This is a genomic window from Blastococcus saxobsidens DD2, from assembly GCF_000284015.1.
Classification (GTDB): Bacteria; Actinomycetota; Actinomycetes; order Mycobacteriales; family Geodermatophilaceae; genus Blastococcus; species Blastococcus saxobsidens_A.
In genome coordinates this window covers 3,053,471-3,065,946 of sequence record NC_016943.1, presented here as the reverse complement: position 1 = coordinate 3,065,946, position 12,476 = coordinate 3,053,471, and the positions used below count along the sequence as shown (strand labels likewise).

The following is a 12,476-nucleotide window of genomic DNA, read 5'->3' as shown; positions in this document are numbered from 1 at the left end:
GCGTGCGGTTACGGTCCCGCGCCATGACCGCCGTCGACTTCCCGGCACCCGTCCTGGCGGCGGCTGGTCCCGCACCCGCGCAGCCGGCCGACGCCGGCACGGAGGGCCGGAGCCGCGGGGTGCGGCTGCTGACCGCCGTGCTCTGGACCACCCTGGGCGTCGCCTTCGCGGCCACCTGCGTGGTCCGCGGCCTGCCGACCGACCGGGTGGTCCTGCTCGGCTGGGTGCTGGCGGGGCTGGCCGTCTCGGCGGCCACGCAGGGCCGGCGCCGCGTCGTGCGCCTGCTGGCGGACTGGCTGCCGCTGGCGGCCGTGCTGCTGGCCTACGACGCCAGCCGCGGCCTCGCCGACGGGCTCGGCATGCCGGTGCACGTGCGCGAGCTGGCCGACGCCGACCGGTGGCTCGGCGGTGGCGTGCTGCCGACCGTGTGGCTGCAGGAGCACGTGCAGGCGGACTGGTGGAAGGCCCTGGCGACGCTGGTCTACAGCAGCCACTTCGTGCTCACCCCGGTGGTGCTGGCCGTGCTGTGGCTGCGCGACCGGCGCCGCTGGGCCCGGTGCGCGCGCCTGGTGGTGGCGCTCTCGCTCGCCGGCCTGGTGACCTACGTGCTCTACCCGGCCGCGCCCCCGTGGCTGGCGGCCAAGCAGGGGGTCATCGAGCCGGTCGACCGGATCAGCAGCGCCGGCTGGGCCGTGCTCGGGCTCCCGCGGGCCGGCGTCCTCCTCGACACCAGCCAGGGCCAGGTGAACCTGGTGGCCGCGGTGCCGTCCCTGCACACCGCCTTCGCCGTCCTCATGTGCATCGTGCTGCTGCCGCTGGCGCGCCGGTCCTGGCAGCGGGTGCCGCTGGTGGCCTACGCGGTGCTGATGCCGCTGGTGCTGGTCTGGTCGGGGGAGCACTACGTCGTCGACACGCTGCTCGGCGCGGCCTACGCCTGCGCCGTCGTCCTGCTCGTGCCGCAGGCCGGGCGGGCGGTGCGCGCGGGCACCCGCCGCGCGGTGCGCACCGCCGGGCGGCCCCTACCGTGGCGGGCGTGACCGGCGTCGTCCCCGACCCCCTGCCCGGCTGGCTGACCGCCGCCACGCGGATCACCGCGCTCACCGGTGCGGGCATCTCCACCGACAGCGGCATCCCGGACTACCGGGGCCCCGACGGCGTCTGGACCAAGGATCCGGACGCCGAGAAGCTCGTGACGCTCTCGTACTACGTGGGCGATCCCGACATCCGGCGCCGGGCCTGGCTGATGCGCCGCGACCTGGGGGCGCTCGACGTCGCGCCGAACGCCGGGCACGCCGCGCTGGTGGACCTCGAACGGCAGGGGCGGCTCCGCACGCTGGTCACCCAGAACGTCGACGGGCTGCACCAGGCGGCCGGCTCGGCGCCGGAGCGGGTGCTGGAGATCCACGGCACCGTGCACGAGGTCGAGTGCCTGGAATGCCGTGCGCGGACGACGATGCGGGAGGCGCTGGACCGGGTCGCCGCGGGGGACGCCGACCCCGCGTGCCTGGTCTGCGGCGGCATCCTGAAGTCGGCGACGATCAGCTTCGGGCAGCTGCTGGACCCCGCGGTGATCGATGCGGCCGTGGACGCGGCCGCGGACTGCGACGTATTCCTCGCCGTCGGCACCTCGCTGACCGTGCACCCGGCCGCCGGCCTGGTGGACATCGCCGTGCGGCACGGCGCCCGGCTCGTCGTGGTCAACGCCGAGCCGACGCCGTACGACGACCTCGCCGACCTGGTCGTCCGCGAGCCGATCGGCACGGCGCTGCCGCGGCTGGTGGCGCCGGCCGACTGATCGCCCGACCGGCTCGTGGTCGCCGCCCCCGGCCGATAACGTGACGGGGACCACGTCGACCGGCCGGCCCGTTCCGGCCCTGCATCTCGGGAGCCGGCATGCGCGTGCCCCTCACCAGTCGCGACTTCCTCGACCGGGCCGAGCTGGTCTACGGCGACCGCATCGGCGTCGTCGACGAGCCGGCGCAGCCGGCCCCCTCGCTGGGCGACGTCTCCTACCGCGAGGTGGCCCGGCGCGGCCGGGCGCTGCAGGCCGGCCTGGACGGGCTCGGCATCGGCGAGGGGGAGCGGGTGGCGATCGTCAGCCACAACTCCGCCCGGCTGCTGGAGCTGCTGCTGTCGGTGCCGTCGTCGGGCCGGGTCGCCGTCCCGATCAACTTCCGGCTCTCCCCGGAGGAGGTCGAGTACATCGTCGGGCACTCCGGTGCGCGGGTGCTGCTGGTCGATCCCGAGCTGGAGGCGGCGCTCAAGGGGGTGCAGGCCGAGCACCGGTTCGGCACGGGGGAGGAGTACGAGCAGCTGCTCCGGTTCGACACCGAGCCGCGCCCGTGGTCGGAGCCCGACGAGGACGTGACGGCGACCATCAACTACACCAGCGGCACGACCGCCCGCCCCAAGGGCGTGCAGATGACCCACCGCAACATCTGGGTCAACGCGGTCACGTTCGGCATGCACATGCAGATCAGCGACCGCGACGTCTACATGCACACGCTGCCGATGTTCCACTGCAACGGCTGGGGGCTGCCCTACGCCATGGCGGGGGTCGGCGCCCGCCAGGTGGTGATCCGCAAGATCGACGGGGCGGAGATCCTGCGCCGGGTCGAGCAGCACGGGGTCACGGTCATGGCCGGCGCACCGGCGGTCTGGAACGCCGTCCTGGAGGCGGCGGCCGACTGGGACGGCGAGATCCCCGGCCGCGACCGGGTGCGGATCATCGTCGCCGGCGCACCGCCGCCGTCCCGCACGATCGCCCGCGTGGAGGCCGAGCTCGGCTGGGAGTTCAACCAGATCTACGGCCTGACCGAGACCGCGCCGCTGCTCACCATCAACCGCCCCCGCGCCGAGCACGACGACCTCGACGCCGACGAGCGGGCGAAGCGGCTCTCCCGCGCCGGGGCGCCGTCGCTGGGCACCCGGATGGACGTGAGCGACACCGGGGAGGTGCTGGCCCGCAGCAACACCGTGCTCGCCGGCTACTGGGAGAACCCCGACGCCTCGGCCGAGGCGCTGGACGGCGGCTGGTTCCACACCGGTGACGGCGGCAGCATCGACGACGACGGCTACGTCACGATCTCCGACCGCAAGAAGGACGTGATCATCACCGGCGGGGAGAACGTCTCCTCGATCGAGGTCGAGGACGTGGTGTTCAGCCACCCGGCGGTGGCCGAGGCGGCGGTGATCGGCATCCCCGACGAGAAGTGGGGCGAGATGGTCACCGCGATCGTCGTGCTGGCGGAGGGCGAGCAGGCGACCGAGGCCGACATCATCGCCCACTGCAGGGCCCGGCTGGCCGGGTACAAGTCGCCCAAGCGGGTCGAGTTCCGCGACCAGCTCGCCCGCACCGCCACCGGCAAGATCCAGAAGTTCAAGCTCCGCGAGGACTTCTGGGCCGGCTCAGAGCGCCAGGTGAACTGACCGGGGGTCCCCGCTGCCCCCACCGCTCGCACGTCGGCGGCGGAATCCTGCAGCGGGGCCGCCGTCCTCCTCACCCGTTCGGGTGCCCCACCCGGACGGGTGAGGCCGTGGTCAAGCACGCCTCCGTACCCGCCGTTCCCGCTCCAGGATGGGCGCCTCACCGGCGCCCGAAGCGGAGACAGCGTGCGCCCCCGTTCCCGGTGGCGCACCGGGAGGTCGGGACGTGGGCAACGGAATGCGGACTGCGCGGGGCCGAACCGCGCACGGCGTGCCCCGGTGGGCGCTGCGCGGCGCCGGCACCGGGATCGCCGCACTGATCCTCCTCGGCCTGGCGCCGGGCGTGGCCGTGGCCGCGCCCAGCGCCGCCGACGTCGCCGCCGCGGAGGTCGCGCGGGACGCGGCGGCCGAGGAGGTGGGCCGGCTCGCCGCCGAGCTCGCCGCCGCCGAGGCCGCTGCGGCGCGGGCCGGTCAGGACTCGCAGATCGCGCTGCAGGACTACGAAGAGACCCAGGTGGCTCTCGAGGTGGCCCGGGCCACCGTGCTCGCCGCCCAGGCCGCGGTGGCCGCGGCCCAGGCGGAGCTGCACCACGGACGGGCGGAGGTCGTCAGCTTCGCCCGGACCAGCTACATGCAGGGCACCACCTCGCCGGGGATCACGGCCCCCATGAGCTCCGGCGGACCGGCCGAGCTCATCCAGCGCGCGACGCTGCTGGAGGCCGCCGGCACTCACCGGGTCGACGTGGTCGGCCGGCTCACCGTGCTGGAGCAGCAGGCGACCACGGCCGAGCAGCAGGCGAGCACCGCCGCCGAGGAAGCCGTGCGGCTCGAGGTCCGCGCGGCCGAGCAGCTGGCCGTGGCCCAGGCGCGGGAGATCGCCGCGCGGGAGCAGACGGCGGCCGTCGCCGAGCAGCAAGCCGCGGTGGAGCGGCAGTTCGCCGCCGCAGAGGCCGAGGTCGGCGAGCTCGTCGCCGCCCGCACCGCCGCCACGCCGGCACCCCGACCGACGGTGAGCACCCCGCCCGCCGGGTCGGGGACCCCCGGCACCCCGCCCGCCGGACCGGGAACGCGCACCACCCCGGCGCCCCGTGGTCCGACCACCACCACGCCAGGGAGCGGTAGTTCCGCCGACGGGGGATCGGGGGGTGCTTCCGGCGGTGGCGGTACCCCGGCGCCGGCGCCGGCGCCGACGACGGTGGGCGCGCCCTCGGCCTCGGCAGTCCAGACGGCGATCGATGCGGCGATGAGCCAGCAGGGCCTGCCCTACAGCTGGGGTGGCGGCGGCAGCGCCGGCCCGGGCTACGGCATTCCGCCGGACACCGCGACCTGGGGCTTCGACTGCTCCGGGCTGACCCAGTACGCCTACGCGCGGGCCGGCATCCAGATCGGCGGCACCAGCCGGGAGCAGTACAGCCGCTTCAGCGACCGCACCGTCGCACGCGCCGATCTGCGCCCCGGCGACCTGGTGTTCTGGGGATCGGGGTCCTCCTACCAGTCGATCTACCACGTGGCGCTCTACCTGGGGGACAACACCGTGGTCCACGCGCCGGAGAGCGGGGACGTCGTCAAGGTGGCCTCGATGCGGTTCGGGAGCGACTACTTCGGCGCGGTGCGTCCGAGCGCCTGATCCGGGGCCAGGAACGGGCACGGGAAAGGCGTCGGGCAGCCACGGGGGGAGCTGCCCGACGCAGGCCCGAGGCTAGCAGTCCCCGTCTGCGCCCGGCAGGGGTCCGCGCACCCGGCCGTGGATACGGATCGGGCGAGCCGGGTCACCGGCGGTGACGGCGGCACGACCGGATCATGTAGGACACTGGACGAGGGGCCGGGACGACACCGCCCCGTCGAGACCTGCCCGTGCCGGGCGGTCGCGGCCCGGCACGACCAGGGAGTCACGTGTCCAGCGCTGCCAGCACCCCGACCGAGAGCGTGCCCGCCCCGTCGCAGGCGCCGGTCCCGCCCTCGGTCGACGCCGCCCGGCTGGAACGGGTCCTCTTCGAGATCAAGCGCGTCATCGTCGGCCAGGACCGGCTGGTCGAGCGGATGCTCGTGGCACTGCTGGCCCGGGGGCACGTGCTCCTCGAAGGTGTGCCCGGGGTGGCCAAGACCCTGGCCGTCGAGACGCTGGCGAGGGTCGTGGGTGGCAGCTTCTCCCGCCTACAGTTCACCCCCGACCTCGTGCCCGCGGACATCATCGGCACCCGCATCTACAAGGCCGGGCAGGACGCATTCGACACCGAGCTCGGGCCGGTCTTCGCCAACTTCGTCCTCACCGACGAGATCAACCGCGCCCCGGCGAAGGTGCAGTCGGCACTGCTCGAGGTCATGGCCGAGCGGCAGGTCTCCATCGGCGGCGTCACCCACCCGCTGCCCGACCCGTTCCTCGTGCTGGCCACGCAGAACCCGATCGAGTCCGAGGGCGTCTACCCGCTGCCCGAGGCCCAGCGCGACCGCTTCCTCATGAAGGTGCTCGTCGACTACCCGACCGCCGAGGAGGAGCGGGAGATCATCTACCGAATGGGTTCCGAGCCGCCGGTGGCCGAGACGGTGCTGGGTCCCGACGAGCTGCGCCGGCTGCAGCGCACCACGTCGCGGGTCTTCGTGCACCACGCCCTGGTCGACTACGTCGTCCGCCTGGTGGTGGCCACCCGTTCGCCGCGGGAGCACGGCATGGAGGACGTCGCCAACTGGGTGTCCTACGGCGCCAGCCCGCGAGCCTCGCTCGGGCTGATCGCCGCGAGCCGCGCGCTCGCGCTGGTCCGCGGCCGGGACTACGTGCTGCCGCAGGACGTCCTCGACGTCACCGCCGACGTGCTCCGGCACCGGCTGGTGCTGTCCTACGACGCGCTCGCCGACGGCGTGCCGGCCGACCACATCGTGAAGCGGATCGTGCAGACGGTGCCGCTGCCGCAGGTCGCTCCGCGGCAGGGCGCCTCCGGCGGGCCTGGGCAGCCCGGCGGACCGTCGGTGCCGGCCGGGCCGTTCTACGGCCCCCCGCAGGGGGCGCCCTGGGGGCAGGGCGGTCCGCAGGGCCCGGGCACGCAGTACGGCCCCGGTCCGCAGGGTTCTGGTCCGCAGGGCCACGGGTCGCACGGCAACGGGCCGCAGGGCAATGGCGGCGCGCACGCCTCGGACGGACCGGGCCGGCACAACGGCACCGCGTCCGGACCGCAGCAGGCGTGATCGGTCGCCGTCGCCGGGAGGAAGTCCCGCCGGCTCCCGAGCACCCCGGTCTGCTGCTGCACCCGGCGACGCCGGGCTCGGCGGCCGGCCCGGGCGGGGACGACGGCACGCCGCCGCGGTTCACCGACGGCCCGGCCGACGTCCTGCTCCGCCGGCTGGAGCTCACCGTCCGGCGCCGGCTCGACGGGCTGCTCCAGGGGGACCACCTCGGCCTGGTGCCCGGCTCCGGCAGCGAGGCCGGCGACTCGCGGACCTACCACCCCGGGGACGACGTCCGGCGGATGGACTGGCCGGTCACCGCGCGGACCCAGGTGCCGCACGTCCGGGAGACGATCGCCGACCGCGAGCTGGAGACCTGGGCCGTCGTCGACCTGTCGGCCAGCCTCGACTTCGGCACCGCGAACTGCCAGAAGCGCGATCTCGCGATCGCCGGGCTCGCCGCGGTCGGTCATCTCACCGTGCACGGCGGCAACCGGTTGGGCGCCGTCGTCACCACCGGCGAGCGGGTCGACCGCTTCCCGGCGATGCCCGGACGGCTGGCGGCGGAGCGGTTGCTCCGGTCGGTGGTGGCCACGCCCCGCGCGGCCAGCGGCCGCCGGGGTGACCTGGCGGCGGCCCTGGAGACGCTGCGCCGCCCGCCCCGCCGGCGCGGCCTGGTGGTGGTGATCTCCGACTTTCTCGGTGACCAGGACTGGGAGCGCCCGCTCCGCGCGCTGGGGACGCTGCACGAGCTGCTCGCGATCGAGGTGGTCGACCCGCGCGAGCTCGAACTGCCCGACGTCGGCCTGCTCACCGTCGTCGACCCGGAGAGCGGGCAGACCCTCGAGGTGCCCACCGGCAACGCCGAGTTCCGGGCCCGGTACGCCGAGGGCGCGGCTGCGCAGCGGGCCGCCGTGGCCGCCGCGCTGCGCCGCGCCGGCGCGGGCCACCTGCAACTGCGGACCGACCGTGACTGGCTCATGGACGTCGTCCGCTTCGTCGCCGAGCGCCGGCGTGCCGGCAACGGAGGGGCCTCCCGATGACGTTCCAGTCCCCGTGGTGGCTGCTGGCCCTGCTGGTGGTCGCCGCGCTCGTCGCGGTGTACGTGGTGCTGCAGCTGCGGCGCAAGGCCTACGCCGCCCGCTTCACCAACGTGGCTCTGCTGGGCTCGCTGGTGCCCAAGCGGCCGGGCTGGAAGCGGCACCTCGCCTTCGGCGTCGTCGCCCTGGGGCTGGCGACGCTGGTCGTGTCGCTGGCGGTGCCCAGCACGGAGGTGCGGGTGCCGCGGGAGAAGGCGACCGTGGTGATGGCGGTCGACGTGTCGCTGTCCATGGAGGCCCAGGACGTGGAGCCCAGCCGGTTCCGGGCGATGCAGCGAGCCGCCGTCGACTTCGTGGACGTGCTGCCCGACCGGATCAACCTCGGCCTCGTCTCGTTCGCCGGTACCGCGACCACGGTCGTGCCGCCGACCACCGACCGGGCCCAGGTGGCCGCCGCCATCGAGAACCTCGACCTGGCCGAGGCCACGGCCATCGGCGAGGCGGTGTTCAGCTCGCTGTCGGCGATCGAGAACTTCCAGTCCCAGCTGGAGAGCGACGGCGAGGAGGCGCCCCCGGCGCGCATCGTGCTGCTTTCCGACGGCTTCAACACCGTGGGCCGCGACGAGACGCAGGCGATCGACGCGGCGCGCGCCGCCGGCGTCCCGGTGTCCACCATCGCGTTCGGCACCGACTACGGAACCCTCGACATCGACGGCGAGCAGGTGCCGGTGCCGGTGGACCGGGCGAGCCTCAAGGAGCTGGCCGAGGAGACCGGCGGCAGCTACAGCGAGGCGGCCAGCGCCGAGGAGCTGGAGCAGGTGTACGCCGACCTCGGCAGCCAGATCGGCTACACCACCGAGCCCAAGGACATCAGCTCGTGGTTCGTGCGCGGCGGCGTCGTCGTGGTGCTGATCGGCGCCGTGCTGAGCCTGCTCTGGACCAACCGCCTCGTGTGACCCTCCTCCCGCACCCATGGCCATGAGGGCGGGAGGAGGCGGGGCTCAGCGGGCGGGGTCGAGGACGAGCTTCCCGGTGGTGCGGCGGGCCAGCAGGTCCTCGTGCGCCTGGCGGACGTCGGACAGCGGGTACCGGCCACCGATGACCGGGTGCAGGTGGCCGTCGGCGACCTGCTGCAGCAGGTCGGTCATCGCGGCGTCGAGCATCTCCGGGCGGGCCATGCAGTGCGCCAGCCAGAAGCCGATGACCGCGCGGCTGCGCTGCATCAGCGCACCCGGCGGTACCGCCTTGGTCTCGGTGCGGGAGGCCATGCCGTAGGCGACCAGCCGGCCGAAGGGGGCCAGCGCCGACAGGGAGCCGGCGAAGACGTTGCCGCCGGTCATCTCCAGGACGATGTCGACCGGCTTGCCGCCGTTGGCCTCGCGCAGGGCGGCGGTGAACGCCTTCGGGTCCTCGTCGGCCAGCGCCGGGTCGACGGTGACGTGCGCGCCGAGGTCCTCGGCCAGCTTCCGCTTCTCCGGGCTCGACGCGGTGGCGATCACCCGGCCGGCGCCCCAGCGGCGGGCCAGCTGCACGGCGAGGGAGCCCACGCCACCGGCACCGGCGATGACGACCACCGACTCACCCTCGGCGAGGTGCGCGCTCGTGCGCAGCAGGTGCCAGGCGGTGGTGCCCTGCAGCACGAGGGACAGCGCCTGCTCGCCGCTGACGCCGTCCGGGACCGGCCAGGTCAGCCGGGGGGAGGCGACGGCCTTCTCGGCGTAGCCGCCGCCGTCCAGCAGGCCGACGACCCGCTGACCGCCGCCAGCGGGGGTGCCGACGAACTCCGCGCCCGGCACCAGCGGCAGGCGCTGCTCGGCGAGGTAGGAGTTCTCGATCTGGTGGGTGTCGGCGAAGTTGACTCCTGCGGTGCTCACCTCGTAGAGCTGCTGGCCGGGGCCCGCCTCCGGCTCCGGGATGTCGACGACGTCGAGGACCTCGGGACCGCCGAAGCGGGTGATCTGCACAGCTCGCATGACCTTGAGGCTAGCTAGGGGGTGTGGCGGTGCGGGAGGCCGAGGGCACACGATGGAGACGGCTGGGGATCGGACCCCCGGAGGCACGATCCCTAACAGGTGAGGCAGCCCTCGTTGCATGCGTGAAGCCGCGCCTAGCGCTCAGCGTAATACGCCCTGTACGGGTGAGCGTAAACGTATTACGCTCCAGACGTGCTGGCCGGTGTCGATGACTATGACGGCGTGGCCTACGCCAACATGGTTTTCGGCGAGATCGACTGGGGTGAGGTTGGCGAGCACAACCCGGCGACTCGTGCGGCGCGGAAAGGCACGACGGAGCAGAACGTCCACACCGAGTGGGCCACGGAGGCCTGTCAGGATCCGCGGCGCTGGGTGAGGTCAGCAGAATCGCGCAGCGGCATGACGGTCAAGGTGACGGGTTGGTCGGCCTCCGCTGGCTTCCTCGTGACGGTCGTCCTCGCACCCAAGGCCAGGCCGCCGGGAGAACGGTGGTGGGGAGCCACAGCCTGGAAGGCCAAGGCAGCCGAGAACAAGAGGTACCGGGAGGGGTGAGGACGATGGACGAAAGCATCCGAGACATGCTGGCGCGTGAAGCTGAAGAAGCGGAGGCTGCCGCCGACGCCCGCGAGGCCGACGGCAGCGAAGAGAAAGGCGGGCAGCGTGCCCGTGTGCAGGCTGGCGAGGCAACGCAGGTCTATAGCGTCCGTATCCCCGTCGATCGGCTCGAGGAGCTCCGGCGGTTGGCGGACGAGCGTGGTGTCCGCCCAACCGTTCTGCTGCGCCAGTTCGTTCTTGACCGGCTTGCCCGCGAGATGGAGCCGGTGGAGATTGTTGCGATGCCCGAGCGAGACCCGAATGAGCTGCGGCTAGGGCCGCCGCGGAGCGCGCCAAGGGCCGACGTCATTCCCTTGCGCCGGGAGCGGAGGGCATAGATATGGCGACGCGGTATGTGCCGATACTCAAGAGTCGCCAGGGTGAGCTCAACGCTCTCCGAGACGCCAGTCCACAGACTCGTCAATCAATGGTTCCGTTGGTGGAGGTGGTGCCGCCCTCGGAGGACCCCTCGCCCGGTGAGGCGATCGACAAGGCGTGCATCGACGCTGCCACCAAGCTTGCCGATCGCTACTCCGGGCAACCACTGATGCTTGACGCCGGATTGTTCGACCTGACGGTCAAGCATCGATCGCAGACAGCAGTAGGACTACTGGCTGAGTGGGCGGCTTCCACTGGTCTGGACGCCTGGCCAGTCATCCGCCTGGATGATCCCGAGTCCGCGCAGATTGACGCCGGCCGAGCACATGAGCGGGATGGTCGAGGGGTGACTATCCGGCTGGACGGCGAGGACCTCGATGAAGACGCCGAGGATGTAGACAACGCCCTCGCCGGCGTCCTAAGCAACACCGGCACGACCCGTGCGGACACTGATCTGCTACTCGACGTCGGGGCCATCGACGGAGATATCGCGGTGCGCGGCGGCGCAAGTCTGGTGCGGTCCTTGCTGCGGGGATTGGAGGACGTGGATCAGTGGCGATCGGTGACGGTGGCTGCCGGAGCGTTCCCCATCGACCTGTCGCAATTCAGTCCGAGGGTGATCGGTGAGCGTCCCCGATTCGACGCCCAGTTGTTCGACGCCGTGCGCAGCAAGCGGTTGCCGCGGGACATCGATTTTGGGGACTTCGCCATCGCCCACCCGGCGCTTTCAACCGGGCCGGCGTTTCTCCCGCCCCCGCAGTTGCGCTACACGACGGCCGAACACTGGCTCGTACTGAAGGGCCGGCGCAACGATCCCGAAGGCAACGCCCAGTTTCACTGGATTTGCGAGACGATCGCCAAGCACCCTGACTTCGTCGGTGCACGACTAGGGCGTGCAGACGAAGTCATCGCCAGCGGGTCTCTCGGTAAGCCCGGGAACGGCACGACTTGGCGAACCATCGGCACCACCCACCACTTGGACTATGTCTCGCTCCGGCTCACCACTGTGGGCGAGCCTTAAGTCGCCAGCGCACCTCATGGCGCAGGAGGTCTAGGGAAAGCTCGGTAGCGAGCACGCCCCAAAGACGCCAGCGGGTGGCCGAGGACAGGCCCCGATGCAACCCCCGCTCTCGCAAGATGTCGAACGCCTCGTTGCGCCAGAGCAGTTGCGCGACGGCGAAAGGATCGATGCCAGGATTGGGCGACGGGTCGCGTAGCACGTCCAAGCGGACCAGTTCGTCGGTCTCCTCGACCGCGTGCCATACGCCCCACCACTCGGGAACCTGGTTGGCAACACGATCAGGCCGTGCTCGCTCCACGACGAGGATGGCAGTGTCGACAACCCTGCCGTACAGCTCGATCTGCTGGGGGAGGCGCCCGAGACCATCGCGGGCGCTCTTCACCTCGCAGCCGGTGATCACGCCGTTGACGGCCGCCACATCGATCCGCCCGGCGCCGACGCAGATGCCGAGCTCTCGGCGATACAGGGTGCTGCGTCCCCGATGCTGCTGACGTAGCCGGTCTTCCACGGCGTCGGAGATACGGTCAGCAAGCACGCCGCGAGGCTAGTCGGCGCCTGCGCTCAGCACTGATCGGCGACACATGAGCGCGCTCCTTGCGTGAACAGGGTGATCAGGCGGTCACGTGGGGCCGGCTCAGGTGGTGGGTGTCGGCAAAGTTGACTTCGGCGGCACTCACCTCGTAGAGCTGCTGACCAGGCCCTGGAGTCGGCCCGGGGACGTCGACGACGTCGAGGACTTCTGGGCCGCCGAAGCGGGTGATCTGCACGGCACGCATGCGGGACAGGCTATGGCCTACCCGGTGGCCGCGGCCGTGCCCCGGGAATGCGCCCGGTGGCCCACCCGGACGACCGGGCCGGTCAGCCGCGAAACCCTTATGGTCCTCG

At 72.8% G+C, this 12,476-nt stretch carries 12 protein-coding genes and 1 pseudogene; 10 read left to right on the top strand and 3 right to left on the bottom strand.

The window, feature by feature from the left end; genetic code table 11:
- Positions 1-23: 23 nt before the first annotated feature.
- The 7 genes and pseudogenes from BLASA_RS14555 to BLASA_RS14525 all read left to right on the top strand — a co-directional run bounded on the left by BLASA_RS14555 (position 24) and on the right by BLASA_RS14525 (position 8,581).
- Positions 24-1,037, top strand: a complete 1,014-nt coding sequence (locus tag BLASA_RS14555; protein ID WP_014376944.1) for a phosphatase PAP2 family protein — start codon at positions 24-26, stop codon at positions 1,035-1,037.
- Positions 1,034-1,795: an SIR2 family NAD-dependent protein deacylase gene (locus BLASA_RS14550; RefSeq protein ID WP_014376943.1), complete on the top strand. Its 762-nt coding sequence runs from the start codon at positions 1,034-1,036 to the stop codon at positions 1,793-1,795. Before BLASA_RS14555 ends, BLASA_RS14550 begins: the two co-directional genes overlap by 4 nt.
- Before the next feature lie 98 nt (positions 1,796-1,893).
- A complete protein-coding gene (locus BLASA_RS14545) occupies positions 1,894-3,429 on the top strand; it encodes an AMP-binding protein (protein ID WP_014376942.1) in 1,536 nt (511 codons plus the stop codon).
- 268 nt (positions 3,430-3,697) lie between these two features.
- Positions 3,698-5,053: a C40 family peptidase gene (locus tag BLASA_RS14540; protein ID WP_014376941.1), complete on the top strand. Its 1,356-nt coding sequence runs from the start codon at positions 3,698-3,700 to the stop codon at positions 5,051-5,053.
- Between the two features lie 350 nt (positions 5,054-5,403).
- Positions 5,404-6,324: pseudogene (locus BLASA_RS14535) on the top strand (AAA family ATPase); the annotation flags it as partial.
- A gap of 278 nt (positions 6,325-6,602) precedes the next feature.
- Complete coding sequence (locus tag BLASA_RS14530) at positions 6,603-7,628, top strand: DUF58 domain-containing protein (protein WP_014376939.1); 1,026 nt, start codon at positions 6,603-6,605, stop codon at positions 7,626-7,628.
- The gene (locus tag BLASA_RS14525; RefSeq protein WP_014376938.1) at positions 7,625-8,581 is read left to right on the top strand and encodes a VWA domain-containing protein; all 957 of its coding nucleotides are present in this window, start codon (positions 7,625-7,627) and stop codon (positions 8,579-8,581) included. Before BLASA_RS14530 ends, BLASA_RS14525 begins: the two co-directional genes overlap by 4 nt.
- A 45-nt stretch (positions 8,582-8,626) precedes the next feature.
- On the opposite strand, the gene BLASA_RS14520 is transcribed toward BLASA_RS14525, so the two are convergent.
- Positions 8,627-9,598 (bottom strand): quinone oxidoreductase family protein, encoded by a 972-nt coding sequence (locus BLASA_RS14520; protein ID WP_014376937.1) that lies wholly within the window; start codon positions 9,596-9,598, stop codon positions 8,627-8,629.
- A 192-nt stretch (positions 9,599-9,790) separates the two neighbouring features.
- Between BLASA_RS14520 and BLASA_RS14515 the strand changes: the two genes are divergently transcribed.
- From BLASA_RS14515 to BLASA_RS14505, 3 genes are read left to right on the top strand one after another with little or no spacing between them, the layout of a single operon-like run.
- Positions 9,791-10,150, top strand: a complete 360-nt coding sequence (locus tag BLASA_RS14515; RefSeq protein ID WP_014376936.1) for a hypothetical protein — start codon at positions 9,791-9,793, stop codon at positions 10,148-10,150.
- A 5-nt stretch (positions 10,151-10,155) separates the two neighbouring features.
- The gene (locus BLASA_RS14510) at positions 10,156-10,530 is read left to right on the top strand and encodes a hypothetical protein (protein WP_014376935.1); all 375 of its coding nucleotides are present in this window, start codon (positions 10,156-10,158) and stop codon (positions 10,528-10,530) included.
- 2 nt (positions 10,531-10,532) lie between these two features.
- Positions 10,533-11,591, top strand: coding sequence for a beta family protein (locus tag BLASA_RS14505; protein WP_014376934.1), 1,059 nt, complete (start codon positions 10,533-10,535; stop codon positions 11,589-11,591).
- Here BLASA_RS14505 and BLASA_RS14500 read toward each other — a convergent pair.
- On the bottom strand, positions 11,569-12,126 hold the full coding sequence (locus BLASA_RS14500) for a sce7726 family protein (protein ID WP_014376933.1): 558 nt from the start codon (positions 12,124-12,126) through the stop codon (positions 11,569-11,571). The two genes, BLASA_RS14505 and BLASA_RS14500, sit on opposite strands and share 23 nt — an antisense overlap.
- 76 nt (positions 12,127-12,202) lie before the next feature.
- Positions 12,203-12,367, bottom strand: a complete 165-nt coding sequence (locus BLASA_RS24315; RefSeq protein WP_083878017.1) for a Zn-dependent oxidoreductase — start codon at positions 12,365-12,367, stop codon at positions 12,203-12,205.
- Positions 12,368-12,476: the final 109 nt, after the last annotated feature.

Excerpts from the sequence above, each read along its gene's own strand:
- BLASA_RS24315 (WP_083878017.1), bottom strand. The coding sequence starts at position 12,367 with ATGCGTGCCGTGCAGATCACCCGCTTCGGCGGCCCAGAAGTCCTCGAC.
- BLASA_RS14555 (WP_014376944.1), top strand. The coding sequence starts at position 24 with ATGACCGCCGTCGACTTCCCGGCACCCGTCCTGGCGGCGGCTGGTCCC.
- BLASA_RS14525 (WP_014376938.1), top strand. The coding sequence starts at position 7,625 with ATGACGTTCCAGTCCCCGTGGTGGCTGCTGGCCCTGCTGGTGGTCGCC.
- BLASA_RS14520 (WP_014376937.1), bottom strand. The coding sequence starts at position 9,598 with ATGCGAGCTGTGCAGATCACCCGCTTCGGCGGTCCCGAGGTCCTCGAC.
- BLASA_RS14545 (WP_014376942.1), top strand. The coding sequence starts at position 1,894 with ATGCGCGTGCCCCTCACCAGTCGCGACTTCCTCGACCGGGCCGAGCTG.
- BLASA_RS14510 (WP_014376935.1), top strand. The coding sequence starts at position 10,156 with ATGGACGAAAGCATCCGAGACATGCTGGCGCGTGAAGCTGAAGAAGCG.
- BLASA_RS14505 (WP_014376934.1), top strand. The coding sequence starts at position 10,533 with ATGGCGACGCGGTATGTGCCGATACTCAAGAGTCGCCAGGGTGAGCTC.